The sequence below is a fragment of the Aminobacter sp. Y103A genome, from assembly GCF_030294925.1.
Taxonomy (GTDB): Bacteria; Pseudomonadota; Alphaproteobacteria; order Rhizobiales; family Rhizobiaceae; genus Aminobacter; species Aminobacter ciceronei.
This window is the reverse complement of record NZ_AP017986.1, coordinates 5,428,057-5,454,358: the sequence shown is the minus strand read 5'-3', so window position 1 is coordinate 5,454,358 and position 26,302 is coordinate 5,428,057. Positions and strand designations below refer to the sequence as shown.

General features: G+C 63.7%; 25 protein-coding genes. 15 read left to right on the top strand and 10 right to left on the bottom strand.

Going from position 1 to position 26,302, the window contains the following annotated elements:
* Positions 1–17: 17 nt before the first annotated feature.
* Entirely contained in the window at positions 18–404 is a 387-nt protein-coding gene (locus Amn_RS26810) for a DUF2794 domain-containing protein (RefSeq protein ID WP_067956035.1), read from the bottom strand.
* 373 nt (positions 405–777) lie between these two features.
* Positions 778–1,554, bottom strand: a complete 777-nt coding sequence (locus Amn_RS26805; RefSeq protein WP_067956037.1) for a DUF1223 domain-containing protein — start codon at positions 1,552–1,554, stop codon at positions 778–780.
* A gap of 201 nt (positions 1,555–1,755) precedes the next feature.
* Here Amn_RS26805 and Amn_RS26800 point away from each other — a divergent pair, with 201 nt between their 5' ends.
* The gene (locus tag Amn_RS26800; RefSeq protein WP_182574015.1) at positions 1,756–2,481 is read left to right on the top strand and encodes a ceramidase domain-containing protein; all 726 of its coding nucleotides are present in this window, start codon (positions 1,756–1,758) and stop codon (positions 2,479–2,481) included.
* Here the strand turns inward: Amn_RS26800 and zapE are convergent.
* Together zapE and Amn_RS26790 are read right to left on the bottom strand one after the other, a co-directional pair.
* Positions 2,467–3,654 (bottom strand): cell division protein ZapE, encoded by a 1,188-nt coding sequence (zapE, locus tag Amn_RS26795; RefSeq protein ID WP_286293978.1) that lies wholly within the window; start codon positions 3,652–3,654, stop codon positions 2,467–2,469. The genes Amn_RS26800 and zapE overlap by 15 nt on opposite strands.
* Positions 3,655–3,677: 23 nt before the next feature.
* Positions 3,678–4,223 carry a protease inhibitor Inh/omp19 family protein gene (locus tag Amn_RS26790; RefSeq protein WP_067956044.1) on the bottom strand — a complete coding sequence of 182 codons (546 nt, stop codon included), beginning with the start codon at positions 4,221–4,223 and terminating at the stop codon, positions 3,678–3,680.
* Between the two features lie 220 nt (positions 4,224–4,443).
* On the opposite strand from Amn_RS26790, the gene dapF reads away from it, so the two are divergent.
* The 7 genes from dapF (at position 4,444) to Amn_RS26755 (ending at position 10,504) form a co-directional block, all read left to right on the top strand.
* Positions 4,444–5,328 carry a diaminopimelate epimerase gene (gene dapF / locus Amn_RS26785; protein ID WP_067956046.1) on the top strand — a complete coding sequence of 295 codons (885 nt, stop codon included), beginning with the start codon at positions 4,444–4,446 and terminating at the stop codon, positions 5,326–5,328.
* Positions 5,328–6,611: a tRNA (N(6)-L-threonylcarbamoyladenosine(37)-C(2))-methylthiotransferase MtaB gene (mtaB, locus tag Amn_RS26780; RefSeq protein ID WP_154386758.1), complete on the top strand. Its 1,284-nt coding sequence runs from the start codon at positions 5,328–5,330 to the stop codon at positions 6,609–6,611. The genes dapF and mtaB overlap by 1 nt, the downstream gene beginning before the upstream one ends.
* Before the next feature lie 13 nt (positions 6,612–6,624).
* The gene (gene ftsY / locus Amn_RS26775; RefSeq protein ID WP_154386757.1) at positions 6,625–8,355 is read left to right on the top strand and encodes a signal recognition particle-docking protein FtsY; all 1,731 of its coding nucleotides are present in this window, start codon (positions 6,625–6,627) and stop codon (positions 8,353–8,355) included.
* A gap of 3 nt (positions 8,356–8,358) precedes the next feature.
* On the top strand, positions 8,359–9,006 hold the full coding sequence (locus tag Amn_RS26770; RefSeq protein ID WP_067956052.1) for a septation protein A: 648 nt from the start codon (positions 8,359–8,361) through the stop codon (positions 9,004–9,006).
* Between the two features lie 9 nt (positions 9,007–9,015).
* Positions 9,016–9,630 (top strand): pyridoxamine 5'-phosphate oxidase family protein, encoded by a 615-nt coding sequence (locus tag Amn_RS26765; protein WP_154386756.1) that lies wholly within the window; start codon positions 9,016–9,018, stop codon positions 9,628–9,630.
* Positions 9,631–9,671: 41 nt separating this feature from the next.
* On the top strand, positions 9,672–10,205 hold the full coding sequence (locus Amn_RS26760) for an NADPH-dependent FMN reductase (protein ID WP_154386755.1): 534 nt from the start codon (positions 9,672–9,674) through the stop codon (positions 10,203–10,205).
* A 131-nt stretch (positions 10,206–10,336) separates the two neighbouring features.
* Entirely contained in the window at positions 10,337–10,504 is a 168-nt protein-coding gene (locus tag Amn_RS26755; protein ID WP_154386754.1) for a hypothetical protein, read from the top strand.
* A 121-nt stretch (positions 10,505–10,625) separates the two neighbouring features.
* Here Amn_RS26755 and Amn_RS26750 read toward each other — a convergent pair whose 3' ends face one another.
* The 5 genes from Amn_RS26750 to ccmA form a co-directional block, all read right to left on the bottom strand.
* Complete coding sequence (locus Amn_RS26750) at positions 10,626–11,516, bottom strand: bile acid:sodium symporter family protein (protein ID WP_286293966.1); 891 nt, start codon at positions 11,514–11,516, stop codon at positions 10,626–10,628.
* Positions 11,517–11,639: 123 nt separating this feature from the next.
* A complete protein-coding gene (locus Amn_RS26745; RefSeq protein WP_154386752.1) occupies positions 11,640–12,218 on the bottom strand; it encodes a DsbE family thiol:disulfide interchange protein in 579 nt (192 codons plus the stop codon).
* On the bottom strand, positions 12,215–12,379 hold the full coding sequence (ccmD, locus tag Amn_RS26740) for a heme exporter protein CcmD (protein ID WP_067956069.1): 165 nt from the start codon (positions 12,377–12,379) through the stop codon (positions 12,215–12,217). Before ccmD ends, Amn_RS26745 begins: the two co-directional genes overlap by 4 nt.
* A 120-nt stretch (positions 12,380–12,499) precedes the next feature.
* Entirely contained in the window at positions 12,500–13,165 is a 666-nt protein-coding gene (gene ccmB / locus Amn_RS26735; protein WP_067956070.1) for a heme exporter protein CcmB, read from the bottom strand.
* A 57-nt stretch (positions 13,166–13,222) separates the two neighbouring features.
* On the bottom strand, positions 13,223–13,834 hold the full coding sequence (gene ccmA, locus Amn_RS26730) for a heme ABC exporter ATP-binding protein CcmA (protein WP_154386751.1): 612 nt from the start codon (positions 13,832–13,834) through the stop codon (positions 13,223–13,225).
* A gap of 284 nt (positions 13,835–14,118) precedes the next feature.
* Between ccmA and acnA the strand changes: the two genes are divergently transcribed.
* Positions 14,119–16,809 carry an aconitate hydratase AcnA gene (acnA, locus tag Amn_RS26725; protein WP_286293959.1) on the top strand — a complete coding sequence of 897 codons (2,691 nt, stop codon included), beginning with the start codon at positions 14,119–14,121 and terminating at the stop codon, positions 16,807–16,809.
* A gap of 768 nt (positions 16,810–17,577) precedes the next feature.
* On the opposite strand, the gene Amn_RS26720 is transcribed toward acnA, so the two are convergent.
* Positions 17,578–18,024, bottom strand: a complete 447-nt coding sequence (locus Amn_RS26720) for a GNAT family N-acetyltransferase (RefSeq protein WP_286293957.1) — start codon at positions 18,022–18,024, stop codon at positions 17,578–17,580.
* Between the two features lie 229 nt (positions 18,025–18,253).
* Between Amn_RS26720 and mdh the strand changes: the two genes are divergently transcribed.
* From mdh to Amn_RS26690, 6 genes are all read left to right on the top strand, one after another.
* Positions 18,254–19,222, top strand: a complete 969-nt coding sequence (gene mdh, locus Amn_RS26715) for a malate dehydrogenase (protein WP_067956077.1) — start codon at positions 18,254–18,256, stop codon at positions 19,220–19,222.
* Between the two features lie 12 nt (positions 19,223–19,234).
* Positions 19,235–20,431 (top strand): ADP-forming succinate--CoA ligase subunit beta, encoded by a 1,197-nt coding sequence (sucC, locus tag Amn_RS26710; protein WP_182574008.1) that lies wholly within the window; start codon positions 19,235–19,237, stop codon positions 20,429–20,431.
* Positions 20,432–20,435: 4 nt separating this feature from the next.
* Positions 20,436–21,332 carry a succinate--CoA ligase subunit alpha gene (gene sucD / locus Amn_RS26705; RefSeq protein WP_286293952.1) on the top strand — a complete coding sequence of 299 codons (897 nt, stop codon included), beginning with the start codon at positions 20,436–20,438 and terminating at the stop codon, positions 21,330–21,332.
* Between the two features lie 121 nt (positions 21,333–21,453).
* The gene (locus tag Amn_RS26700) at positions 21,454–24,444 is read left to right on the top strand and encodes a 2-oxoglutarate dehydrogenase E1 component (RefSeq protein WP_286293950.1); all 2,991 of its coding nucleotides are present in this window, start codon (positions 21,454–21,456) and stop codon (positions 24,442–24,444) included.
* A gap of 22 nt (positions 24,445–24,466) precedes the next feature.
* Entirely contained in the window at positions 24,467–25,738 is a 1,272-nt protein-coding gene (odhB, locus tag Amn_RS26695; RefSeq protein ID WP_286293948.1) for a 2-oxoglutarate dehydrogenase complex dihydrolipoyllysine-residue succinyltransferase, read from the top strand.
* A gap of 126 nt (positions 25,739–25,864) precedes the next feature.
* Complete coding sequence (locus Amn_RS26690; protein WP_286293946.1) at positions 25,865–26,278, top strand: MAPEG family protein; 414 nt, start codon at positions 25,865–25,867, stop codon at positions 26,276–26,278.
* Positions 26,279–26,302 lie beyond the last annotated feature (24 nt).

The window sequence follows — 26,302 nt, the reverse complement described above, 5'->3', positions numbered from 1 at the left end:
CACCGGTCGAGACGACTTTAGGCTTCCACCACCTTCAGGCGCTTGTCGAAGACGCCGAGCACACGGGCCAATTCGTGGCCGCGCTTGAGGATCAGGCCGCCGGCGGCGATGACCGAGAAGGCGCCCTGCTTGCGGGCGAGCCTGGGATCCTTGACGATCTGGAATAGCGGCGTTTCGCTGGTGCGGCGAAATACCGAAAAGACGGCGCGGTCGCTGAGATGGTCAATGGCGTAGTCGCGCCACTCATTGGCGGCAACCATGCGCCCATAGAGCCTGAGAATCTGGTCGAGTTCCCGTCTCTCGAATGCCACCGGGAGTTCTTGTCGCTCCCGACGGGCCTCATGGAGCGGGATCAAAACCGCGGATGGCTCGCCATCCTCCGCCCCAGCGCCGCGATCAGTCATCAATCGTTCCCTTGCAGAACATGACCTCGGCTAAAGAATCGCGCATTCGCACCCGAAATGCAACAAGTAACACCTGTATGAAGAGTGTAAGGTAGCTTGCCGCAGCGGTAACGTTTGCGAAACAGACTGTCGGAATTGGTGATGACTCGCCACATTCCTGCCGTTTTTTATCCGCGCTGACGCCCCATTGTCCGACGAATTTACCCGTGTTGCCTGAGACGGTTCGGTCCGGCACCGGCTCGTAAACCCCAAGCCCCCCGCCCACGGGCTAGAGTCGGATCGAACCAACCTCGGCTCCTTTTCAGGACGAGGGCGACGATCCCAAAATCTGAAGCCGACGTCTGGCCACAAGCCTGCGTCGGCTTTTTTGCGTCTACAGCGCCATCTTCGACGGCTTGCGCACGACAGCCGCGCCGAGAATCGGGCCCGGTACGCCATCCTTGCCGACAGCCTGCAACAGCACGGCGCAGCCGCCCTTCTTTTCCACTTCGCTCTTCGGCAGCTCGAACCGTTGCGTCTGGCCGTGCCACATGCCAGCGGTGTGCAGGTCGGTGACGGCATTCCAGTAGGTGACGCTGCGGCCCTTGTTTTCGCCCTTCTGGAGGTCGACGACCTGCGGCGGCTGATAATGCACGATCACCACATGGGCCGGGCTGGCCGGGCCGGTGGCGGCGCCGACCTCGATGGTGAAGGTGTCGCCATTGTCGGTCACCTTCAGGTCGACATTCATGCCCTGGCCGGTCTCGGCGAGGTTGGCGAGTGCGCCGTTCACATCGTCGCTCTTGGCGCCATTTACATGGGTGCGGCCATTGATGACGGCCTGGGGTGTGTAGACCGAGCGCGCGCCGAAGGCACGCATATAGGCATATTGGCGTTCGGTGTTGTCCTTGCTGCCGAGTTCGTCCTGCCAGCCGAGGTAATCCCAGTAGGTGACGTGATAGGCGAGCGCGACCATGTCGTCCTGGGCGGCGAATTTGGCAAACAGTTCGTCGGCCGGCGGGCAGGAGTTGCAGCCCTGGCTGGTGAAGAGTTCGATGACGCCGAGCGGGCGCACGGGTGCCTTGGTTGTCGAGTCGGCATGCGTTGCGCCGGTAAACCCGGCAAAGACCAGCGCCACGGCCGCCAGCCGAAAATATCTGCGAAACTCCATGACCGATCCAGATCCTCAGCCAGCGAAACCGGCCTTTTTTGTAGTTGCTGAAATATGTGGCAGAAGCGCCATTCAACGGGAAGTCACGTTGCGGTGAAATTTCCAACAAGTGAAGTTTCCGCTGCGTCAGGCTGTCGGGACAAATTACCGTTATGAAAATTGGCTGGCGGCGGTAGAATTGGGCTGTGGTGAGGCAAGGTGATGCTGGAACAGTTCAGCCAACATCTCGATCTCTATTGCGAACGGACTGACATCGGTCTGTGGGCCGAGCCGTTCAATGCCGTCAGCAATCTCGCCTTTTTCCTCGCCGGCCTGTGGGGCGTCTACGAGGCACGGCGGCGCGATGCCGGCGCTTTCGCCGAGGTGCTGGGCTGGTGGGTGGTGGCGATCGGCATCGGCTCGACGCTGTTCCATACGTTTGCCAACGAGGCGACCAAATGGGGCGACATCGTCCCGATCGCCGGTTTCACGCTGGTCTATTCGCTGTTCAACCTGCGCCGCTTCGCCGGCATGGGATGGCCCAAAGCGCTGGTGATCTTCTTTGCTTTCTATGTCGCTGTCGGGTTCGTCACCTACATGGTGCCGGACTGGCTGCGTACAGCTTCAAACGGCACTACCGGCTACCTGCCGCCGTTCCTGGCGCTGATCTTCTTCGGTTGGGTGGTCATCGCCAGCGGCAGCCGTGCCGGCTGGTACAACATCGCCGCCGCCGTCATCTTCCTCGGCGCCGTCACCTGCCGGGTCATGGACCCGCTGGTCTGCGACGCCATGCCGATCGGCACGCATTTCATGTGGCATATGCTGGACGGGCTGATGCTCGGCGTGCTGCTTGCCGCGACGACACGCTACGGCAGGCCACGTACAGCGCGGGCAGTTCATGAAAATCCAGCACGTTTGACGGCGGACGGTGCCTTACCCGGCCAGTGAAGCTGCCGGCTCGGCGTGCCGTTCGGCCCAGCCGTCGAGCCATTCGGCGCCTTGCATCTCGATAAGCCGCGACGACGTCCGGTCGAACTCAAAGGCCTCGTGTCCCCGCTTTCCGACATAAAGCTTGTCGGGCGTGGCGGCGGCACTGATCACCAGCCTGATCTGCTGGTCATAGAGCGTGTCGACCAAGAGGATGAAGCGCTTGGCCTCGTTGCGATTGGCTTCTGCCAGAACCGGCACATGGTCGACGAAAATGGTCTTGTAGTGTGCGGTGATCGCCAGATAGTCGCGCGCCGCAAGCGGCTTTTCGCAGAGATCGGCGAAGCCGAAGCGCGCACAGCCGGGAACGGCCGCCGGCACGGCGACCTTGCGGCCCTTGACCGCGACGGTGGCCGCCTCAGCTGCGGCACCATGGGTCATCCTGGCCCAGGCCTTGTCCATCGCCTTGTCGGCAGCCTCGCCGAGCGGGCTGATATAGACAGGCACGCGATCGAGCTTCTCCAGCCGGTAATCGGTGTCGGCATCGAGGTTGAGCACGTTGGTGTTCTGCTCGAGCATACCGATGAAGGGCAGGAACAGTTGGCGATTGAGCCCGTCGCGATAAAGATCGCGCGGCGCGACGTTGGAGGTGGCGACCAGCACCACGCCTTGGGCAAACAGCGCCGAAAACAGCCTCGACAGGATCATCGCGTCGGCGATGTCGGTGACCGAGAACTCGTCGAAGCACAGCACCCAGGCCTCCTCGGCCAGTGCCGCCGCCACCGGGGGGATCGGGTCGTGATCGCGCGAGGTGCCGTTCTTGCGCGCCGCCCGCTGCCTCTGGATGCGGTCGTGCACGTCGGCCATGAAGTCGTTGAAATGGACGCGACGCTTGTGCTTGACCGGCACCAGCTCGAAGAACATGTCCATCAGCATGGTCTTGCCGCGGCCGACGCCGCCATGGACGTAGAGGCCCTTGACGTGTTCGTGCTGCGGCTTGCGCCGGGCAAACAGCCAACCCAGCGCGCTCGACTTGCGCGCCAGCCTCTTCTCGGAAATCTCGTCGATCAGCCGGTCCAGTGCGGCCACGATCGGAAGCTGGGCCTGGTCGCTGCGGATGCTGCCGCTCTCGACCAGGTGGTCATAACGCTGCCTGACGGTCACATGAGTCTGCAGGCCGTCACGAACGTGCATGATTTACTCTGGCTGCCGAGATGTCAGCGGTTCAGCGAAATCGGCAGGCCGTTCGAGGTCTGGCCGTCGAAGCGGCCTTCGCCCGATTGATAGAGCCTGGCCAGCGGCGAGCCGCTTTCATCGAACAGCGTCAGCTGCTTGCCAGCGACGTTCCACGACTTGACGCCGTCGATCGGAGCCGGGCAGCGCAGCGGGCCGGCGCGGAAGCCCTGGCCGAACTTGGTCTGCGGCGTCGCCACCTTGCAGCTCTGGCCGGAAACCGACGCGCTCCACACCCCAGCCACGCTGGTTGCGGTGATGTCGGGTGCGTTGGCGGCGGCAGCGCCACCGTCGGCGGGCAGGGCCGCGACCTGGGTCTGTGCCGGCGCGGCCGGAAATTGCGAAGCACCTGCGGCGGCGCCTGGTGCCGAGGGCGGCGGCAGCTGGCCGCTGGTGACAGTGCCGGCGGGCGCCGCGGGCAGCGGGGCCGGCTGGGTGTCCATCGAGGAAAGGCGCGTGCTGTTGCAGCCAGCTGCAGCCAGAAGCGCCACCAGCGATGCGGCCAGCAGGCCGGTTTTCGAAAAAGCCATTGCATTCCCTCCGTGGGGCAGTTCTGGGGGCGCCCCCGCGCGATCGACAATTCGCCTCTAAAGCGGCGAAGTTGGCAGAATTTCAACCTGATATGGTTAAAATAGGGTTTGCGTATGAAATTGTTGCAAAATTGTCTCAATAGGCCAACGTGCCGCGAGACTGGTAATTCGGTGATGTTTCCGCCATATAGGCCCCAAACAGCCGCGAGACTTACCGACCATGGCCATTGAGGCCCCTTTCGCCAAGATGAACGGGCTCGGCAACGACATTATCGTTGCCGACATGCGCGGTCGCGCGGACCGCGTTACGCCTGCCGCGGCGATTGCGCTTGCCGCCGATCCGGCGACCAAGTTCGACCAGATCATGGCGATCCACGACCCGCGCACCCCAGGCACCGTGAACTACATCGAGATCATCAACTCCGACGGCACCCATGCCCAGGCCTGCGGCAACGGCACGCGCTGCGTCGTCCAGGCGCTGGCCGCCGAGACCGGACAGAAGGTGTTCACCTTCGAGACTGTCGCCGGCATCCTCAATGCCGAAGAGCATGAGGACGGCTCGATCTCGGTCGACATGGGCATTCCCCGCTTCGGCTGGCAGGACATCCCGCTGGCGGAAGAATTCCGCGACACCCGCGCCATCGAGTTGCAGATCGGGCCGATTGACCAGCCTGTGCTGCATTCGCCCTCGGTCGCCTCGATGGGCAACCCGCACGCCATTTTCTGGGTCGACAACGACGTCTGGTCCTACGATCTCGACCGTTTCGGCCCGCTGCTCGAAAACCATCCGATCTTTCCCGAGCGTGCCAACATCTCGATCGCCCAGGTGACCTCGCCCGGGACGCTCAACCTGCGCACCTGGGAGCGTGGCGCCGGCCTGACCTTGGCTTGCGGTTCGGCCACCTGTGCTGCTGCCGTCTCAGCCGCGCGCACCGGCCGTACCGGCCGTAGCGTGACAGTCACCGTGCCGAGCGGCGGTACGCTTCAGATCGACTGGCGCAACGACGACCATGTCGTCATGACCGGTCCCGCCGAGTGGGAATTCTCCGGCAGCTTCAATCCGGCGACCGGCGCCTGGCGTCGCGATCAGCAGGACGTCGCCTGATGGCGGTCGACATCGTAACTTTCGGCTGCCGCCTCAACACCTACGAATCCGAGGTGATGAAGCGCGAGGCCAAGGCCGCAGGCCTTGAAGAACTCAAGGGCGGCGCGGTCATATTCAACACCTGCGCAGTGACGAGCGAAGCGGTGCGCCAGGCCAAGCAGTCGATCCGCAAGGCGCGCCGCGAGAACCCTGACGCACGCATCATCGTCACCGGCTGTGCCGCCCAGACCGACCCGGCGGCTTTTGCCGACATGGCCGAGGTCGACCTCGTGCTCGGCAACGAGGAAAAGCTCAAGGCGCACAATTACCGGGCGCTGCCGGACTTCGGCGTCAACGATTTCGAGAAGGCCCGCGTCAACGACATCTTTTCCGTGCGCGAGACGGCTGGCCACATGGTCGATGCCATCGAAGGCCGCGCACGCGCCTTCGTCCAGGTGCAGAACGGCTGCGACCATCGCTGCACCTTCTGCATCATTCCCTATGGCCGCGGCAATTCGCGCTCGGTGCCGATGGGCGCGGTGGTCGAGCAGATCAAGCGCCTGGCCGGCAACGGTTATGCCGAGGTGGTGCTGTCGGGCGTCGACATGACCAGCTATGGCGCCGACCTGCCGGGCGCGCCGCGACTGGGCAAGCTGGTCAAGACCATTCTGCGCCAGGTTCCCGACGTTCGCCGCCTGCGTCTCTCCTCGATCGATTCGATCGAGGCCGACGAGGACCTGCTCGAAGCGGTCGCTACCGAGAGCCGGCTGATGCCGCATCTGCATCTGTCGCTGCAGTCGGGCGACGACATGATCCTGAAGCGCATGAAGCGCCGCCACTTGCGCGACCAGTCGATCCAGTTCTGCGCCGATGTGCGCAAGCTTCGCACCGACATTGTCTTCGGCGCCGACATCATTGCCGGTTTTCCGACCGAGACCGACGAGATGTTCGAGAATTCGATCCGCATCGTCGAGGAGTGTGGGTTGACCCATCTCCACGTTTTCCCGTTCAGCCCGCGAGAGGGCACGCCCGCCGCGCGCATGCCGCAGGTTCGTCGCGACATCGTCAAGCTGCGCGCCGCCCGCCTGCGCGCTGCCGGCGACGTCGCCTATACGCACCATCTCGAAAGCCTCAAGGGTTCGCGCCAGAAGGTGCTTGTCGAGCGCGAGGGGCTCGGCCGGACGGAAGGTTTTACGCTCGTTGCGATCGACAGGGGCATGGCGGGTGAAATCATGGAAGTCGACATCGCCGGACATGACGGCGAGCGGCTGACAGCGGCACCGGCCGCCGCGCGCGCGGCCTGACGAAAGCGACCGCATGGCATTCGGGTTCATCAAGAAAGTTTTCTCCTTCGGCAAGAAGGAGGCTGTCGAGCAGCCGGCCGAGAACGAGGTTCTGCCGCCGCTGAATTTTGACGCTCTGGAAGCGTTGAAGCCGGCGGAAGAGGTGCCGGCCGCAGCGGAAACGCCTGTTGCCGGGGAGACACCGGCCGTTCCGATCGAAGAGCCGACGCCGGAGCCGGCTCCAGAAACGCCGCCGACGCCGCCAGTGGTGCCGGAGCCAAAGCCGGCCGAACAGCCGGTACCGATCGAGCCCGGGCCGCAGCCCGTTCCGCAGGAAGAACCTGCTGTCGAGCCGGAAAAGCCAGCCGAACAGCCCGTGCCTGCGCCGAGCCCGGTCGAGCCGGAGCCAACGCCGGCGGAGGTTCCGCTGCCGCCGGTTGAGCCGTCCACGCCGGAGTTGCCCGAAGAAGTTCCGGCTCAGCCGGTGCCCTCTGCGCCCGAGCCGACAATGCGTGCCCCTGAAACGGAGCCGGTTGTCGAAGAGCCCGTCATCGAGGCGCCTGCCTCTGTACCGCCGGAACCTGTGGCTGAACCACGTCCCGTCGAGCCAGTCGACGAGGAGCCTGCGCCGATCGCAGCCGAAGCGCCTGTGCCTGTGGCGATGGCAGCCGAGGAAGCGCAGCCGGTAGCAGCGCTGCGCAAGCCTGCACCTGTTGTCGTTCCCGCTCCCGCTGAACCGGTACAGGCTTCCTCTGCGCCTGAGCCGAAACCCTCGGCCGGCAAGGTCACCGTCCAGAAGAAGGTCGAGCAGAAGGCCGAAATCGTCGAAGTGGCGGCGCCCGCGCCGCGCCAGAGCTGGTTCCAGCGCCTGCGCCAGGGCCTGTCGCGCTCATCCAAGGAACTGTCGGGCAACATTGCCGGCATCTTCACCAAGCGCAAGCTGGACGAAGACACGCTGCAGGACCTCGAAGACGTGCTGATCCGCGCCGATCTCGGCGTCGAGACCGCGCTTCGGGTCACCGACGCGCTGGCGGCGAGCCGCTATGGCAAGGACGTTTCCGACCACGAGGTCCGCTCGATCATGGCGGTCGAGGTCGAGAAGGTGCTGAAGCCGGTGGCGCTTCCGCTGGAGCTCGACCTGTCGCACAAGCCGCATGTCATCCTGGTCGTCGGCGTCAACGGCACCGGCAAGACCACCACCATCGGCAAGCTGGCCGCCAAGCTCACCGAAGGCGGGCTGTCTGTCATGCTCGCCGCCGGCGATACCTTCCGCGCTGCGGCCATCGAGCAGCTGAAGATCTGGGGTGAACGCACCAAGTCGCCCGTCATCGCCACCAAGCTCGGCGCTGATGCCGCCGGTCTCGCCTACGATGCCTTCGAGCAGGCCAAGGCCGCCGGATCCGACGTGCTGATCATCGATACCGCCGGCCGCCTGCAGAACAAGGCCGAACTGATGGCCGAGCTCGAAAAGATCGTGCGCGTTCTCGGCAAGCTCGATCCCGAAGCCCCGCACACGGTGCTGCAGACTGTCGATGCCACCACCGGCCAGAACGCGCTCAATCAGGTCGAGATCTTCCGCAATGTCGCAGGTGTGAACGGGCTGGTGATGACAAAGCTCGACGGTACGGCGCGCGGCGGTATTTTGGTCGCAATCGCCGCCAAACATAAGCTGCCGGTCTATTTCATCGGCGTCGGCGAGCAGGTCGACGATCTCGAACCCTTTTCGGCAAGCGATTTCGCCAAGGCGATCGCAGGAGTCGCCTGATCCATGAATGCACCTATCCTCGAACGCGATCCGTCGGACCCGAAAACCAAGAAGGAAGACGTCAGCCCGCTGCTCAAGCTGGCGCTGGAGCTCGGGCCGCTGGTCGTGTTCTTCTTCGCCAACGCGCGCGGCGAGTGGCTGGCGTCGCACTTCCCGATACTGGCAGAGCTTGGCAAGCCGATCTTCGTCGCCACAGGCCTCTTCATGGTTGCCACGGCGGTTGCGCTGGCGGCTTCCTGGCTGCTGACCCGCTCGCTGCCGATCATGCCACTGGTCTCGGGCGTCGTTGTCTTCATATTCGGCGCGCTGACGCTCTATCTGCAGAACGACATCTTCATCAAGATGAAGCCAACGATCATCAATTCGCTTTTCGGTGTCGTGCTACTGGGTGGCCTTGTCTTCGGCAAGTCGTTGCTTGGCTATGTCTTTGCATCGGCCTTTCGCCTCGATGCCGAAGGCTGGCGCAAGCTGACCTTCCGCTGGGGCCTGTTCTTCCTGTTTCTTGCTCTGGTCAACGAGGTTGTTTGGCGGTCCTTTACGACCGACACCTGGGTGGCTTTCAAGGTCTGGGGCATCATGCCTATAACCTTGCTCTTCACTTTCAGCCAGATGCCGCTCATCATGCGCCATTCGTTGGAAGACCATAAGTAAGAGGGCATCATGGAGTTCATCACCGACCGCGAGGCGTTGCGTCAACATTATCGCGCGCCGGGTGATGGCGCCGTGCGCAAGGAGCTCCGCCGCCTCGACCATCACGCCAAGGGCTTCCTGGCGCGCAGCCCGTTCGTGCTGATCGGTTCGTCCGACGACAAGGGCAACGCCGACGTCACGCCCAAGGGCGACAAGCCGGGTTTCGTCGCCATACTCGACGATGTCACCATCGCCATTCCCGACCGGCCCGGCAACAACAGGCTCGACACGCTGGAAAACGTCATCGTCAATCCCGCTGTCGGCCTGCTGTTCCTGATACCGGGCATGAACGAGACACTGCGTATCAATGGCGATGCGCGCCTGACCGCCGATCCGGCGTTGTGCGAACGGCTCGCCGCCGAAGGCAAGCTGCCGGTCACCGTCATGGTGGTTGCGATCAAGGCTGTCTACATGCATTGCGCCAAGGCGTTCATGCGTTCCGAGCTGTGGGTATCAGGCACATGGCCCGACCGCACCAGCCTGCCTACGCTCGGCCAGATCCTCCGCGACCAGCTGGTGCTCGCCGACAATGCCGAGACGCTCGACCGCTCGCTGGACGAGTCCTATCGCAAGAGCATGTGGTAGCTTTCGCCGGACACGAATCGTCCGACGCTGGCGGCCTTGCCTTGATCAATATTCTCGCCCTTTCCGGCAGCCAGCGGGCTGCCTCTACCAACACTGCGCTTGTTGTCGCCCTGGCGCGCAATGCGCCACCGGGATGCCATGTCAGCGTCCATGACGGGCTTGGCCACCTGCCGATTTTCAATCCCGATGACGAGGGTGAACGCACACCGCAGGAGGTGACGGCGCTCATCGCTGCCGTTACGCGAGCCGACGGAGTGATCGTCTCTTGTCCTGAATACGCCCATGGGGTGCCGGGCGGACTGAAGAATGCGCTGGACTGGCTGGTTTCACGTGACGCCGTCGTCGGCAAGCCGGCGATGCAGGTTCATGCCTCGCCGCGGTCGCAATTTGCCCGCGCTGCCCTTGCCGAGATCATGAAAACAATGTCCTTCGACCTTTTTGACGGGCAAGACCTGACCATTACGCTGCTCGGCAAGAGACCGCAGGAGATTGACGAGATCCTTGCTGACGCGGCTAGCATTGCATTGATGCGGGACAGGTTGGCGGCGTTTTCCAGTTTTGTTTGCACTCGTTAACTCGTTATGCGCGCCGTGCATTGCTGCGTTGCAGCATCTTATTTTGCAGCGCAACGGTTCCTATGTCATGTTCGGATCGATCAGGGAGGTCGGTTCAAGCCGCATCGGGCGGCAGACGAAAGGAACGCAAGATGTTGTTCGACAACCTTCTGACCCGCGCGCGCCAGAGCGCCGCCAAGCGCAAGCAGTACAAGCGCCTCGTTGCCGAAATCGACGGCTTCTCGAGCCGCGACCTGGCCGATATGCGCGCCGACCGCAGCGAGATGCTGTTCCAGGCCTACAAGCAGGTCTACGGCTGATTCCTAGCGAGAAATGTCCGGCCGGCTTTTGACCGGCCGTTGCGACAAGGCGCCAGGGGCACCCTCAAGGGATGCCGCAAGCGCCTTTTTCGTTTGCAGCATCGTGGGCCACGCGGCGGCCTCAGTGCACCGGCATCGTCGCAGTCGCGCGGCCATGCGACCGCTTCAGCCAGTAGCCGAAGATCGCTGCGGTGATGAAGGCGATCAGCCCGTAGATCGCTGCCGGAACCGCCATTGTCGCGTTGTTGAGCAGCAGCGGGCTCAGCGCGATGGCGATTGCCAGCGTGCCGTTGTGGATGCCGATCTCCATGCCGATCGCGGTGGCCTGCCGTTTTTCGACGCCGGCGGCGCGGGGCACGAAATAGCCGACGCCGAGGCTGACGAGGTTGAAGGCAAGGGCTGCCAGGCCGACGATCGGTCCCCAGGCCTTGAGCGTTTCCCACTCCTGCACGAGCGCCACGGCAACCACGGCGAACAGGAACAGCATCGAGAAGATCTTCACCGGCCGCGCCATGCGTTCGGCGAAATCAGGGAAGCGGCTGCGCAGCCACATGCCGATCAGCACGGGGCCGAGCACGATGACGAACACCTGCATCACCTTGGCGAATTGCAGCGGGATCGCATGGTCGCCCGACATGAAATGCATCAGCGACCAGTTGACGATCAGCGGCAGCGTCACGATCGACAGCGCCGAATTGATCGCCGTCAGCGTGATGTTGAGCGCCACGTCGCCGTCGGCCAGGTGGCTGTAGAGATTGGCTGAGGTGCCGCCGGGGCTTGCCGCCAAAAGCATCATGCCCACAGCCAATGCCGGTTCGAGGCCGAAGACGTAGACCAGGCCGAGACACGCAAGCGGCAGGATGACGGTCTGGCAGAGCAGCGCCACGATCACCGCCTTGGGCTTTTGCAGGACGTTGCGAAAATCCTCCGTCGTCAGCGACAGGCCGAGGCCGAGCATGATGACGCCGAGCGCGAGCGGCAGAAAAATGATGAGCGCGGAACTGTCTTGCATTGACGTCTCCCCCAACAGCCACCGGTCGCGCCCTCACGGCGCGCCTCTCCCCAGCGGTTGTATGAAAACGTAGTTGAAATCTTGATGATTCGCACGTGGTGCGCGAGCCGGCCCCGATCCGGTCTATTGCGCCGCCAGTGCCTTCTCGATTTCGGGCATGAGTGTCGTGCTTACCGCCTCCGGCGACAGCGGTCCGACATGCTTGAAGGCAACCTTGCCGTCCTTGCCCAGAAGGAAGGTCTCCGGCACGCCATAGACACCCCAGTCGATCGCCGTGCGGCCGTTCTGGTCGACGCCGATCGCCTTGTAGGGGCTGCCGAGGTCGCCGAGAAAACGACGGGCATTCTCGGGCTTGTCCTTGTAGTTCAAGCCGGCGATGGAAAAGCGCTGGTCCTTCGACAGTTCGAGCAGCACCGGGTGTTCCTCGCGGCATGGCGCGCACCACGACGCCCAGACATTGACCAGCGTGACCTTGCCGGCGAAGTCGGCTGAGTTCAGCCCGGGAACCTGCATGCCTTCGAGCGGCGGCAGGTCTGTCTCTGGCGCCATCTGGCCGATCAGCGCCGAGGGCACCGCGGTGAGGTCGCGGCCGGACAGCAGCTGCGCCAGAAACAGGCCGGCGAGGCCCATGAAAATCAGCAGCGGCAGCAGAACCATAAGCCTGCGAGGCCGCGCCGTCGGCTTCTGGCTGTCTGTGCTCATGCCTTGGCCTTGTCCGAGCGACGGCGATGGCCGGCGGCCTCAAGTTCGGCCATCTCGCGCTTGCGCGCGCGCTGGTCGGCAAGAATCCACAGCACCAGTCCGACGATGGCAATCGCCGAAACGGCATATGCCGCGGTGACATAGAGGGCATGCGCGCTCATCGGGCACCCTGGCAAGACGTGGTCATGTCGCTGTTTCCGAGCATGTCATTCACTTAGCGGCGAGGCTGCCGCTGCGCAATCGGACGCCGCGCCGCACCGTTGCGGTTGAAGGAAACGTGATCAGTCGGTGCCCGAGCGAAGCGCAACCGCCGCCGCCAATGGGCCGATGACGGCGAGGAACATCGTCAATGCGCAAAGAATCAGGAACGGCGGGGTGAACGGGTCGGGGTCGTTGACAGCACCGTAGCTTGCTGTGACGCCGAAGATCAGCACCGGGATGACCAGCGGCAGCACCAGCACCGAGATCAGCAGCCCGCCCCGCGGCAGGGCGACGGTGACGGCGGCACCCGTCGCGCCGATGAAGACGATGGCCGGCGTGCCGACGAGCAAGGTGAGTGCCGCGGCCCCGATGCCGATGAGCTCCATGTTCATGAACAGGCCAAGCAGGGGGGCTGCGATAACCAGAGGCAACACGCTTGCTGTCCAGTGCGCCAGGCATTTGACCAGCACCGTCAGCGCCAGCATGTGGCGGTCGGCATTGAGCACCAGAAGATCGAGCGAGCCGTCCTCGCGGTCGGCCTGGAACAGCCGGTCGAGGCCGAGCAGGCTGGCCAGCAGCGCGCCGATCCAGAGAATTGCCGGGCCGATGCGGGCAAGCAGGTTGAGATCGGGCCCGACGCCGAAGGGGATGGTGACGATGACGGCGAGGAAAAACAGCACGCCCGTCAAGGCGCCACCGCCGGCGCGGACGCCCATGCGTAGGTCGCGAAGGTAGAGGGCTAGCATGGGAGCTGCCTTCCGTTGATCTGTTCGGAGAGGGGGGTGGGAAGAAGGGCAGCGTTTTCAGACATGCACCCGCCCCATCTCCAGCGCCTTCACCCCCTCCAGCCCAAGCGGCAGATGGGTCGCGGCGACGACGATTCCGCCCGCCGCGCAATGATCCCGCATCAGCCCTGCCAAGCGCGCGTCGGACGCCTTGTCGAGACCTGCAGTCGGCTCGTCGAGCAGCCAGACCGGGCGGTGGCTGATGAGCAGCTTGGCGATCGCGGCACGGCGCTTCTGGCCGGTGGAGAGGTAGCCGAAGGGCAGGTGGCTGAGGCCGCCGAGGCCGACATCGTCCAGGGCGTCAGCAATGCCCAGCTTTCCACTGCCCGCAAAGCTCTGCCAGAATTTGAGATTCTCGCGAACCGTCAATGCGGCCTTCATTGCGTTCTGATGACCGAGATAGTGGCAGGCTGCGGCAACGGTCGGAAACTCCTCGCCGCCGCCCTCGATGCCGATTCGTCCCGATGCATGCGGCAAAAGCCCGGCGATGACGCGCAGCAGGGTCGACTTGCCCGAACCGTTGGGGCCGGTGACGATCAGCGCCTCGCCGTTCTCCAGCGTGAAGCCGATGTCTTCGAAAACCGGCTCGCCACCCCGTTCACCGCTGAGATTTTCGGCGATCAGCCGCATTCTTCCCCCGTCGCCGAAACCATCTCGCTGCCGCTTTGCGTCGCAGCAAAATAGGCGAATCTCCGTCTAGAACTATTCCAATAAATTCTCTATATGCCACTCGACCATGCCAGCGGTCGGCATGGAAACAGAATTTGCGCCGAACCAGCGCACGCGCCGCCTTGAACGGCTCGGGTTGCTTGGGACCGGACAGCGGAAATGGCCGTACCCGCACCTTTGCGCGTGATTGCATGCCCATCGGAGTCCGTTCCCTTTCAGGCTGAACAGACAAGGATGGATCGCACGTGTCCAAATCACTCGACAGTTTCAATTGCCGCCGCACGCTCACCGCTGCAGGCACGGACTATGTCTATTACAGCCTCATCGAGGCCGAAAAGAACGGCCTGACCGGCATCTCGCAGCTGCCCTATTCGATGAAGGTGCTGCTGGAAAACCTGCTGCGCAACGAAGACGGCCGCACCGTCACCAAGGACGCCATCCAGGCGGTTGCCGGCTGGCTTGTCGACAAGGGCACCGCCGGCGTCGAGATCGCCTACCGCCCGGCCCGCGTGCTGATGCAGGACTTCACCGGCGTTCCGGCCGTCGTCGACCTTGCCGCCATGCGTGACGGTATCAAGACCCTGGGCGGCGACCCTGAGAAGATCAACCCGCTGGTTCCGGTCGACCTCGTCATCGACCACTCGGTCATCGTCGACGAATTCGGCACGCCGCTGGCCTTCGCCCGCAATGTCGAGCTCGAATATGAGCGCAACGAAGAGCGCTACAAGTTCCTGAAGTGGGGCCAGCAGGCATTCCGCAACTTCCGCGTCGTGCCGCCCGGCACCGGCATCTGCCACCAGGTCAATCTCGAATACCTCGCCCAGACGGTGTGGACCAACACCGAGGACGGCGTGACGACGGCCTATCCCGACACCTGCGTCGGCACCGACTCGCACACCACCATGGTCAACGGCCTGGGCGTGCTGGGCTGGGGCGTCGGCGGTATCGAAGCGGAAGCCGCTATGCTCGGCCAGCCCGTCTCGATGCTTCTGCCTGAAGTCATCGGCTTCCGCCTGACCGGCAAGCTCAAGGAAGGCGTCACCGCTACCGACCTGGTGCTGACCGTCACCCAGATGCTGCGCAAGAAGGGCGTCGTCGGCAAGTTCGTCGAGTTCTTCGGCCCCGGCCTCAGCAACATGACGCTGGCCGACCGCGCCACCATCGGCAACATGGCGCCGGAATATGGCGCGACCTGCGGCTTCTTCCCGGTCGATGCCGAGACCATCCGCTACCTCAACATGTCGGGCCGCGCCGAAAACCGCATCGCACTCGTCGAGGAGTTCTCCAAGGCGCAGGGCATGTGGCGCGACGCTTCGTCGGCCGATCCTGTCTTCACCGACCTGCTCGAGCTCGACATGGCGTCAGTCGTTCCATCGATGGCCGGCCCGAAGCGTCCCGAAGGCCGCATCCCGCTCGAAGGCATCGCCTCGGGCTTCGCGACCGCGCTCGAAGCCGAATACAAGAAGACCGTCGACACCGCCAAGCGTTATGCGGTCGAGGGTGAAAAGTTCGACCTCGGCCATGGCGACGTGGTGATCGCTGCGATCACCTCCTGCACCAACACCTCGAACCCGAGCGTGCTGATCGGCGCCGGCCTTCTGGCCCGCAATGCCAACCGCATCGGCCTCAAGCAGAAGCCGTGGGTGAAGACCTCGCTGGCTCCCGGTTCGCAGGTGGTTGCCGAGTATCTCGAGAAGTCGGGCCTGCAGAAGGAGCTCGACCAGATCGGCTTCAACCTCGTCGGCTTCGGCTGCACGACCTGCATCGGCAACTCCGGCCCGCTGCCGGCGCCGATCTCCAAGACCATCAACGACAAGGGCCTGATTGGCGCGGCCGTGCTCTCGGGCAACCGCAACTTCGAAGGCCGCGTGTCGCCCGACGTGCAGGCCAACTACCTGGCCTCGCCGCCGTTGGTGGTCGCTTACGCGCTCGCCGGCACTGTGACCCTGGACCTGACCTCCGAGCCGATCGGCGAGGACCGTGACGGCAAGCCGGTATTCCTGAAGGACATCTGGCCGACCAATGTCGAGATTGAGCAGTTCATCGCCGAAAACGTCACCCGCGAGCTGTTTGCCCGCAAATATGCCGACGTCTTCAAGGGCGACGAGAACTGGCAGAACGTCAAGGCGCCGGAAGGCCAGACCTATGCCTGGGACGACAAGTCGACCTATGTGCAGAACCCGCCTTACTTCGTCGGCATGGGCTCGAAGCCGGGCCAGATCGGCAAGATCCAGGGCGCGCGCGTGCTCGGCCTGTTCGGCGACAAGATCACCACCGACCACATCTCGCCGGCTGGTTCCATCAAGGCGGCTTCACCTGCCGGCAAGTACCTGACCGACAACGGCGTCGGCGTTGCCGACTTCAACCAGTACGGCACGCGTCGTGGCAACCACGAAGTGATGATGCGCGGCACGTTTGCCAACATCCGCATCCGCAACCACATGCTGGGCGAGAACGGTCGCGAGGGTGGCTACACCTTCCACTATCCGTCCAAGGAAGAGATGCCGATCTACGATGCCGCCATGCAGTATCGCAGCGAAGGTACGCCACTGGTGATTTTCGCCGGCGTCGAGTACGGCAACGGCTCATCGCGCGACTGGGCTGCCAAGGGCACCAACCTGCTCGGCGTCCGCGCCGTCATCGCCCAGTCCTTCGAGCGTATCCACCGCTCGAACCTGGTCGGCATGGGCGTGATCCCCTTCACCTTCGAAGAGGGCACCAGCTGGAAGACGCTTGGCCTCAAGGGTGACGAGCAGGTGACGATCGACGGCCTCGAGACGATCAAGCCGCGCCAGAAGATGGTGGCCAAGATCACCTTCGCCGACGGTTCGGTGAAGGACGTTCCGATCCTCTGCCGCATCGATACCCTTGATGAACTCGACTACTTCAAGAACGGCGGCATCCTGCAGTACGTCCTGCGCGACCTCGCCGCGTAAGTTCTCGACGCGATTCATGTGAAACAAACCGCCGGGGCGAAAGCTCCGGCGGCTTTTTTGCAGGTGCTGTTTGCAGTAGACGTGTTCTCGGTCCGGGGGCGCCGGGCAAGAGCCACTGGCCGCCAGATGGGTCGGCGACGCGATCGGCTGCAGTTTCTGGATGTTCAGGGGCTGGATCGTGTTCGACGGCCGGTCGCAGCGGTCTTGGCCTTCATCGCGGCGGGCAGCATCGGGCCATGCCGCGTGTCTCTGACCCTTCTCAGCGTTCCCTATGTGCCGCTCTGTGCGGCCTGCCGTCGCCCCGTAGTGCAAGGGTCCCATGCGCAGGATCGGCGACTTGTCCCATGGTACTACGTCTTTGCATTCCCGATGCAGCAGATGACGGTTGCGCGCCCAGAGCGGCGGCTGAGCCTGATCGTGGTGCCTATGAAGCTTAATCTTCGGCGTCATGATCCTTCGCAGCCCCCTCTGGCCTGCCGGCCATCTCCCCCACAAGGAGGGAGATCATGCCTTCATCGGCGCCTTGCCTTACCATTGAGGTTGCAAGCGCATTCCCAGCAATCTTGCAGAATGAGCGCCGGCGGCGGAGAGACTAATCTCCCTCCTTGTGGGGGAGATGCCCGGCAGGGCAGAGGGGGGCGAAGGAACGAGACGGTGGAAACCAGGCCTGCGGCAGCGCCGGAATAGCGTGAAGGCGTGAGGATCCTATCCCGCTCTCTTCCGTAGGCGCCGCCAAAACGAAGGTCAGGCCGTCATCGACGCTCCGGTCTACTTCGATCCTTCGCCAAGGTCGTAGAGATACATCACAAACGTCTCCGCCGGTTCGGCCGGCTCCCTGCGGCTGTCGTAGAGGGCACGGGCGGGGAGGTTGTCGGGTTCGGTGCCGAGCCAGGCTTCTTCGCAGCCGGCTTCGCGGCCGGCGTTGAACAGCGCGTCCATCAGCAGGTTGGCGATGCCGCGGCGCTGCCAGGCGGGCGAGACGCCGACTTCGTCGACATAGAGTTCCGACGGCTTGTCGACGTGGTGGTGGATCATGCCGGCTGCCTGCGCCACAACCTGGCCATCATCGAGGGCGACGAAGAGCAGATGGCCCGGGGAGGCGAGGCAGGCCTTCAGGCGGAGCGGGTCGACCGGCTCGTCGAAGACGTCTGCGGCGACGGTGTCGAGCAGGCGTTCGTCGCCGGGACCCAGTCTTCGGATCTCGATGGGAGGCATCGTACTCTTCACCGTTTCTTCGTAAAGTCGTCACAAAACTTTGACGTTTACGTAAATCCCGTTGTTTCTAACCGATTGAAAAAGTTGAGGTCAAAATAATCGGTTGAATTTTTTTGGCCATGGAGCTATTGCGAGCCGCTATTTCTGGCTGCATTTCCGCGGCCTCTCTGGCCCAAACCTAATCCACCCCGCCGCCACGGCGTCGTTACAGGCAAAGGGAAATTCCTTCATGGCACGCAACAAGATAGCCCTCATCGGCTCCGGCATGATTGGCGGCACGCTCGCCCATATGGTTGGCCTCAAAGACCTCGGCGACGTGGTCATGTTCGATATTGCCGAAGGCATCCCGCAGGGTAAAGGTCTCGATATCGCGCAATCTTCGACGGTCGACGGCTTCGACTCGCGCTACACCGGCGTCAACGACTATGCCGGCATCGAGGGTGCCGACGTCTGCATCGTCACCGCCGGCGTGCCGCGCAAGCCCGGCATGAGCCGCGACGACCTGCTCGGCATCAACCTCAAGGTCATGGAACAGGTCGGCGCCGGCATCAAGAAGTATGCCCCGAAGGCCTTCGTCATCTGCATCACCAACCCGCTCGACGCTATGGTGTGGGCGTTGCAGAAGTTTTCGGGCCTGCCCAAGAGCCACGTCGTCGGCATGGCCGGCGTGCTCGACTCGGCGCGTTTCCGCTACTTCCTGTCGGAAGAGTTCAAGGTTTCGGTCGAAGACGTCTCGGCGATGACGCTGGGCGGCCACGGCGACGACATGGTGCCGATGGTGCGCTATTCGACCGTTGCCGGCATTCCGCTGCCGGACCTGGTCAAGATGGGCTGGACCAGCCAGGACAAGCTCGACGCCATCGTCGAGCGCACCCGCAAGGGCGGCGGCGAGATCGTCGGCCTGCTCAAGACCGGCTCGGCCTACTACGCGCCGGCCTCGTCGGCGATCCAGATGGCCGAAGCCTATCTCAAGGACAAGAAGCGCGTGCTGCCCTGCGCGACGCACCTGTCGGGCCAGTATGGCGTCAAGGACATGTATGTTGGCGTTCCCGTGGTGATCGGCGCCGGTGGCGTCGAGCGCATCATCGAGCTCGACTTCAACAAGGCCGAGCAGAAGATGTTCGAGAAGTCGGTCGAAGCGGTGAAGGGTCTGTGCGAGGCCTGCGTCGCCATCGCGCCGAACCTCGGCAAGAAGTAAGGGACAACGGGCATGAACATCCACGAATATCAGGGCAAGCAATTGCTCAAGGGTTTCGGTGCTCCCGTCGCTGACGGCGTGCCGGTGTTCAAGATCGAGGAAGCCGAAGCTGCCGCCAAGGCGCTGCCGGGCCCGCTCTACGTCGTGAAGAGCCAGATCCACGCCGGCGGGCGCGGCAAGGGCAAGTTCAAGGAACTGCCCGCCGACGCCAAGGGCGGCGTGCGTCTCGCCAAGTCGGTCGACGAGGTCGTGGCGTTTGCCAAGGAAATGCTCGGCAACACGCTGGTGACCAAGCAGACCGGCCCGGCCGGCAAGCAGGTCAACCGCCTCTATATCGAGGACGGCGCCGACATCGACCGCGAGCTGTATCTGTCGATCCTCGTCGACCGTTCGGTCGGCCGCATCGCCTTCGTGGTTTCGACCGAGGGCGGCATGGACATCGAGGCTGTCGCCCATGACACGCCGGAGAAGATCATCACCGTTGCGATCGACCCGGAGAAGGGCGTGACGGCTGACGACCTCAAGGCGCTGAATTCGGCGCTGAAGCTCTCAGGCGAGGCGGCCAAGGACGGCGAGAGCCTGTTCCCGATCCTCTACAAGGCGTTTGTCGAGAAGGACATGAGCCTGCTCGAGGTCAACCCGCTGATCGTCATGAAGAATGGCCGCCTGCGTGTGCTCGATGCCAAGGTGTCGTTCGACAACAATGCGCTGTTCCGCCACGCCGACGTGCTCGAGCTGCGCGACACCACCGAAGAGGATGCCAAGGAGATCGAGGCGTCGAAATACGACCTCGCTTATGTGGCGCTCGACGGCAACATCGGCTGCATGGTCAACGGCGCCGGCCTGGCGATGGCCACGATGGACATCATCAAGCTCTATGGCGCTGAGCCTGCCAACTTCCTCGACGTCGGCGGCGGCGCTTCCAAGGAGAAGGTGACGGCAGCGTTCAAGATCATCACCGCCGATCCGGCTGTCGAAGGCATCCTGGTCAACATCTTCGGCGGCATCATGAAGTGCGACGTCATTGCCGAGGGCGTGATCGCGGCGGTCAAGGAAGTCGGCCTCAAGGTTCCGCTGGTTGTGCGCCTCGAAGGCACCAATGTCGAGCTGGGCAAGAAGATCATCAACGAGAGCGGGCTGAACGTCATCTCGGCCGACGACCTCGACGACGCGGCGAAGAAGATCGTCGCTGCGGTGAAGGGAAACTGAGCCAATGTCCATTCTCATCGACAAGAACACCAAGATCCTGGTGCAGGGCCTGACCGGCAACACCGGTTCGTTCCACACCGAACAGGCGCTGGCCTATCACGGCACCAAGATGGTCGGCGGCATCCACCCCAAGAAGGGCGGCGAGACGTGGGACGGTTCCGTGCCGCTGCCGATCTTTTCGACGGTTGCCGAAGGCAAGGAAAAGACCGGCGCCAATGCGTCCGTCGTCTACGTGCCGCCGGCAGGTGCCGCCGCAGCGATCATCGAGGCGATCGACGCCGAGATCCCGCTGATCGTCTGCATCACCGAAGGCATCCCGGTCACCGACATGATCAAGGTCAAGGCACGCCTCGACCGCTCGAAGTCGCGCCTCATCGGCCCGAACTGCCCCGGCATCGTCACGCCGGACGAGTGCAAGATCGGCATCATGCCGGGCAACATCTTCCGCAAGGGTTCGGTCGGCGTTGTTTCGCGCTCGGGAACGCTTACCTATGAAGCGGTGTTCCAGACCACCAATGCCGGTCTCGGCCAGTCGACGGCTGTTGGCATCGGCGGCGACCCGGTCAAGGGCACGGAATTCATCGACATGCTCGAGATGTTCCTGGCTGACGACGAGACCAAGTCGATCATCATGATCGGCGAAATCGGCGGCTCGGCCGAAGAGGACGCAGCGCAGTTCCTCATCGACGAGGCCAAGCGCGGCCGCAAGAAGCCGATGGCCGGCTTCATCGCCGGACGCACCGCACCGGAAGGCCGTACCATGGGCCACGCCGGCGCAGTGATCTCCGGCGGCAAGGGCGGCGCGGAAGACAAGATCGCGGCCATGGAGGCAGCGGGCATCCGCGTGTCGCCGTCGCCTGCACGCCTCGGCACCACGCTGGTCGAGGCGATCAAGAGCTAAGGCCAAGTGAATAGGGGAGTAGGGCAGTACGGGCAGCAGGAATTCCAGATCATTGCCCTACTGCCTTACTGCGCTACTCCCTTCAAAACAGGAGAGGAGCCAGAGGCTCCGCAGGACAAAGATGGCACGATCCGATCAGGCCAACGACCAATTTTCCCTCACCTCGTTCCTCTATGGCGGCAATGCCGACTACATCGAGGCGCTGCACGCCGCCTATCTCGACGACCCTGAAGCGGTCGACCAGGAGTGGCGCGACTTCTTCGGCGCGCTGAAGGACGACGCCGGCGACATCCGCAAGAACGCCAAGGGCGCCTCGTGGTCGACGCCGAGCTGGCCGCTGCAGGCCAATGGCGAACTGGTTTCCGCGCTCGACGGCAACTGGGGCATGGTCGAGAAGCTGATCGAGAAGAAGGTCAAGGACAAGGCGGTCGCCGTGACCGGCACCGAACCGTCCAAGGCCGACGTGCTGCAGGCGACGCGCGACTCGGTGCGCGCCATCATGATGATCCGCGCCTACCGCATGCGCGGCCACCTGCATGCCAATCTCGACCCGCTCGGCATCGCCAAGCCGCTCGAGGATTATAACGAGCTGTCGCCTGAGGCCTATGGCTTCACCGCCGCCGATTACGACCGGCCGATCTTCATCGACCATGTGCTGGGCCTCGAATACGCGACCATCCGCGAGATGCTCGAGATCCTGAAGCGCACCTATTGCTCGACGCTCGGCGTCGAGTTCATGCATATCTCCGATCCCGAGGAAAAGGCCTGGATCCAGGCCCGCATCGAAGGTCCGGACAAGGCGATCGAGTTCACGCCCGAGGGCAAGAAGGCGATCCTGTCGAAGCTGATCGAGGCCGAGGGCTTCGAGCAGTTCATCGACGTCAAGTACAAGGGCACCAAGCGTTTCGGCCTCGACGGCGGCGAGTCGCTGATCCCGGCGCTGGAGCAGATCGTCAAGCGCGGCGGCTCGCTCGGCCTCAAGGAGGTCGTGCTCGGCATGGCCCATCGCGGCCGCCTCAATGTCTTGACCAACGTCATGGCCAAGCCGCATCGCGCCGTGTTCCACGAGTTCAAGGGTGGCTCCTACGCGCCTGACGATGTCGAGGGTTCGGGCGACGTGAAGTACCACCTTGGTGCCTCGTCGGACCGCGAGTTCGACGGCAACAAGGTCCATTTGTCCTTGACCGCCAACCCCTCGCATCTCGAGATCGTCGATCCGGTGGTGATGGGCAAGGCACGCGCCAAGCAGGACCAGCTGTTCGGTCGCGCCCGCGGCGAGATCGTGCCGCAGGAAGAGCGCGCCAAGGTGATGCCGCTGCTGTTGCACGGCGATGCGGCATTCGCCGGCCAGGGCGTGATCGCCGAAATCCTCGGCCTGTCGGGCCTGCGCGGCCACCGCGTCGCCGGCACGCTGCACTTCATCATCAACAACCAGATCGGCTTCACGACGAACCCGCGCTTCTCGCGCTCGTCGCCCTATCCGTCCGACGTTGCCAAGATGATCGAGGCGCCGATCTTCCACGTCAACGGCGACGATCCGGAAGCGGTGGTGTTCGCGGCCAAGGTCGCGACCGAGTTCCGCATGAAGTTCCACAAGCCGGTTGTCGTGGACATGTTCTGCTACCGCCGCTTCGGCCACAACGAAGGCGACGAGCCTGCCTTCACGCAGCCGATCATGTACCGCAACATTCGCACCCATAAGACCACGGTGCAGACCTATGCCGACAAGCTGATGGCCGAAGGCCTGATGAACCAGGCCGAGGTCGACAAGATGCGCGCCGACTGGCGCGGCTTCCTCGAAGCCGAGTTCGAGGCGGGCCAGGCCTACAAGCCGAACAAGGCCGACTGGCTTGATGGCGCGTGGTCGGGCATGCGCACGGCCGACAACCAGGACGAACAGCGCCGCGGCAAGACCGCGGTGCCGGTCAAGACGCTGAAGGAAATCGGCAAGAAGCTGACCGAGGTGCCGAAGGACTTCGAAGTCCACCGCACCATCGGCCGCTTCCTCGAAAACCGCCGCCAGGCGATCGAATCGGGCGAAGGCATCGACTGGGCAACGGCGGAATCGCTGGCGTTCGGCTCGATCCTGCTCGACGGCAATCCGATCCGCCTGTCGGGCCAGGATTCCGAGCGCGGCACGTTCTCGCAGCGCCACACCGTGCTCTACGATCAGCGTGACGAAAACCGCTACATCCCGCTCAACAATTTGTCGGCGGCGCAGGCCGGTTACGAGGTCATCAACTCGATGCTCTCGGAAGAAGCCGTGCTTGGCTTCGAATATGGCTACTCGCTCGCCGAGCCCAAGGCGCTGACGCTGTGGGAAGCGCAGTTCGGCGACTTCGCCAACGGCGCCCAGGTGGTGTTCGACCAGTTCATCTCGTCTGGCGAACGCAAGTGGCTGCGCATGTCGGGTCTCGTCTGCCTCTTGCCGCACGGCTATGAAGGCCAGGGCCCCGAGCACTCGTCGGCGCGCCTCGAGCGCTTCCTGCAGCTCTGCGCCGAAGACAACATGCAGGTGGCCAATGTCACCACGCCGGCCAACTACTTCCACATCCTGCGCCGGCAGCTGAAGCGCGACTTCCGCAAGCCGCTGATCCTGATGACGCCGAAGTCGCTGCTGCGCCACAAGCGTGCCGTGTCGTCGCTGTCGGAGATCTCGGGCGAGAGCTCGTTCCACCGTCTCTTGTGGGACGACGCCCAGTATCTCGGCGATCAGCCGATCAAGCTGGTCAAGGACTCGAAGATCCGCCGCGTCGTGCTGTGCACCGGCAAGGTCTATTACGACCTCTACGAGGAGCGTGAGAAGCGCGGTATCGACGACATCTATCTGTTGCGCGTCGAGCAGCTCTATCCGTTCCCGGCCAAGGCGCTGATCACCGAGCTCAGCCGCTTCCGCAACGCCGAAATGGTGTGGTGCCAGGAAGAGCCCAAGAACATGGGCGCGTGGTCGTTCATCGACCCGTATCTGGAATGGGTGCTCGCCCATATCGACGCCAAGCACCAGCGCGTGCGCTACACCGGCCGTCCGGCTGCCGCCTCCCCGGCGACGGGCCTGATGTCCAAGCACGTGGCGCAGCTCCAGGCATTCCTCGACGACGCCCTCGGCGAATAAACAAAGAACGGACAGGCAAAAAATGGCTACCGAAATCCGTGTCCCTACCCTCGGCGAATCCGTTTCCGAGGCAACCATCGGCAAGTGGTTCAAGAAGGCCGGCGACGTGATCGCCGCCGATGAGCCTTTGGTCGAGCTCGAGACCGACAAGGTCACCATCGAAGTGCCGGCGCCGGCCGCCGGCGTGCTGGTCGAGCTGACCGTCAAGGAAGGCGAAACCGTCGGCGTCGGCGCGCTGCTTGGCACCATCGGTGCCGGCGATGGCGCCGTGGCAGCAACCAAGCCCGCAGCGGTTGCCCAGGCGTCCGCGCCGAATGCGGCATCGACCGTCAAGGAAGCTGTCGCGCAGACCGCATCGGTTGCCGGCTCGCCGCCCATCGAAGAGCGCAAGATGCCGCCGGCACCGGCTGCTGCCAAGATTCTGGCCGAGACCAACCTGTCGGTCGACCAGGTCGCCGGCTCCGGCAAGCGCGGCCAGGTGCTGAAGGGCGACGTGCTCGAAGCCATTGCCAAGGGCGTTTCGGCGCCCGCCGCTGCACCGGCTGCTGCCGCCGCACCGGTTGCGGCACGCGTTCCCTCGTCAACCGAAGACGCTCCGCGCGAAGAGCGCGTGCGCATGACCAAGCTGCGCCAGACGATCGCGCGCCGCCTCAAGGAAGCGCAGTCGACGGCTGCCATGCTGACCACCTTCAACGAGGTCGACATGAGCGCGGTGATGGCGCTGCGCACCAAGTACAAGGACATCTTCGAGAAGAAGCATGGCGTGAAGCTCGGCTTCATGGGCTTCTTCACCAAGGCGGTGACCCATGCGCTGAAGGAAATCCCGGCCGTCAACGCCGAGATCGACGGCACCGATATCATTTATAAGAACTTCGCCCATGTCGGCGTTGCCGTCGGCACCGAAAAGGGCCTGGTGGTTCCGGTGGTGCGCGATGCCGACCAGATGTCGATCGCCGAGATCGAGAAGGAAATCGGTCGCCTCGGTCTCGCCGCGCGCGATGGCAAGCTGTCGGTCGCCGACATGCAGGGCGGCACCTTCACCATCTCCAACGGCGGCGTCTACGGCTCGCTGATGTCGACGCCGATCCTGAACGCACCGCAGTCGGGCATCCTCGGCATGCACAAGATCCAGGACCGTCCGGTCGCTGTCGGCGGCCAGATCGTCATCCGCCCGATGATGTATCTTGCACTGTCCTACGATCACCGCATCGTCGACGGCAAGGAAGCCGTGACCTTCCTGGTCCGCGTCAAGGACAGCCTGGAAGATCCGGAGCGTCTGGTTCTCGACCTCTGATCGAAAAAGGCTTCAAGGGGCCCGGCTGACTGGGCCCCTTTGCTTTCCTGAGCTAATGCCGGACTTGCCAGCGGCCGGAGACGCCGTACTGATCAGCTATCTTGCGCTTCGAGGGCGGTAGTGGTGATGGAACCCGCAGCAGCATCGACTGAAATCTGGGTTCTGGGCTGGAGTGTCGTGCTGCTGATCGCGCACATACTGGTGCAGGCGCTTTCGCTCGACCTGTCGGGCGATTTCAGCATCAAGTATCTGCTCAGTTCGCGTGACGACGGCCGCGCGCCGAAGAGCATCATTTCGGGGCGTCTGATCCGGTCGCTCAACAACATGCTGGAGACCTATCCCGCCTTCATCGCGCTGGCGTTGGCGCTGGCGGTGACAGGCAAGACGGGCGAGCTGGGTGCTCTGGGCGCCGTGATGTGGATCGTCGCCCGCCTTGTTTATGCCTTGCTGTACGTGGCCGGAATTCCGGTGCTGCGTACGCTCGTCTGGTTCGTTTCGATCGCCGGGCTGGTCCTGATGGTCGTGCGCCTGATGACGTAACATTGCCGCCTGAAGAAACCGAAA

Excerpts from the sequence above, each read along its gene's own strand:
- Amn_RS26720 (WP_286293957.1), bottom strand. The coding sequence starts at position 18,024 with ATGCCTCCCATCGAGATCCGAAGACTGGGTCCCGGCGACGAACGCCTG.
- Amn_RS26755 (WP_154386754.1), top strand. The coding sequence starts at position 10,337 with ATGTTGTTCGACAACCTTCTGACCCGCGCGCGCCAGAGCGCCGCCAAG.
- Amn_RS26790 (WP_067956044.1), bottom strand. The coding sequence starts at position 4,223 with ATGGCTTTTTCGAAAACCGGCCTGCTGGCCGCATCGCTGGTGGCGCTT.
- sucC (WP_182574008.1), top strand. The coding sequence starts at position 19,235 with ATGAACATCCACGAATATCAGGGCAAGCAATTGCTCAAGGGTTTCGGT.
- dapF (WP_067956046.1), top strand. The coding sequence starts at position 4,444 with ATGGCCATTGAGGCCCCTTTCGCCAAGATGAACGGGCTCGGCAACGAC.
- Amn_RS26745 (WP_154386752.1), bottom strand. The coding sequence starts at position 12,218 with ATGAGCACAGACAGCCAGAAGCCGACGGCGCGGCCTCGCAGGCTTATG.
- mtaB (WP_154386758.1), top strand. The coding sequence starts at position 5,328 with ATGGCGGTCGACATCGTAACTTTCGGCTGCCGCCTCAACACCTACGAA.
- ftsY (WP_154386757.1), top strand. The coding sequence starts at position 6,625 with ATGGCATTCGGGTTCATCAAGAAAGTTTTCTCCTTCGGCAAGAAGGAG.
- mdh (WP_067956077.1), top strand. The coding sequence starts at position 18,254 with ATGGCACGCAACAAGATAGCCCTCATCGGCTCCGGCATGATTGGCGGC.
- ccmB (WP_067956070.1), bottom strand. The coding sequence starts at position 13,165 with ATGCTAGCCCTCTACCTTCGCGACCTACGCATGGGCGTCCGCGCCGGC.
- Amn_RS26800 (WP_182574015.1), top strand. The coding sequence starts at position 1,756 with ATGCTGGAACAGTTCAGCCAACATCTCGATCTCTATTGCGAACGGACT.
- Amn_RS26770 (WP_067956052.1), top strand. The coding sequence starts at position 8,359 with ATGAATGCACCTATCCTCGAACGCGATCCGTCGGACCCGAAAACCAAG.
- ccmD (WP_067956069.1), bottom strand. The coding sequence starts at position 12,379 with ATGAGCGCGCATGCCCTCTATGTCACCGCGGCATATGCCGTTTCGGCG.
- ccmA (WP_154386751.1), bottom strand. The coding sequence starts at position 13,834 with ATGCGGCTGATCGCCGAAAATCTCAGCGGTGAACGGGGTGGCGAGCCG.
- Amn_RS26700 (WP_286293950.1), top strand. The coding sequence starts at position 21,454 with ATGGCACGATCCGATCAGGCCAACGACCAATTTTCCCTCACCTCGTTC.
- Amn_RS26750 (WP_286293966.1), bottom strand. The coding sequence starts at position 11,516 with ATGCAAGACAGTTCCGCGCTCATCATTTTTCTGCCGCTCGCGCTCGGC.
- Amn_RS26810 (WP_067956035.1), bottom strand. The coding sequence starts at position 404 with ATGACTGATCGCGGCGCTGGGGCGGAGGATGGCGAGCCATCCGCGGTT.
- Amn_RS26690 (WP_286293946.1), top strand. The coding sequence starts at position 25,865 with ATGGAACCCGCAGCAGCATCGACTGAAATCTGGGTTCTGGGCTGGAGT.
- Amn_RS26765 (WP_154386756.1), top strand. The coding sequence starts at position 9,016 with ATGGAGTTCATCACCGACCGCGAGGCGTTGCGTCAACATTATCGCGCG.
- zapE (WP_286293978.1), bottom strand. The coding sequence starts at position 3,654 with ATGCACGTTCGTGACGGCCTGCAGACTCATGTGACCGTCAGGCAGCGT.
- odhB (WP_286293948.1), top strand. The coding sequence starts at position 24,467 with ATGGCTACCGAAATCCGTGTCCCTACCCTCGGCGAATCCGTTTCCGAG.
- Amn_RS26805 (WP_067956037.1), bottom strand. The coding sequence starts at position 1,554 with ATGGAGTTTCGCAGATATTTTCGGCTGGCGGCCGTGGCGCTGGTCTTT.
- sucD (WP_286293952.1), top strand. The coding sequence starts at position 20,436 with ATGTCCATTCTCATCGACAAGAACACCAAGATCCTGGTGCAGGGCCTG.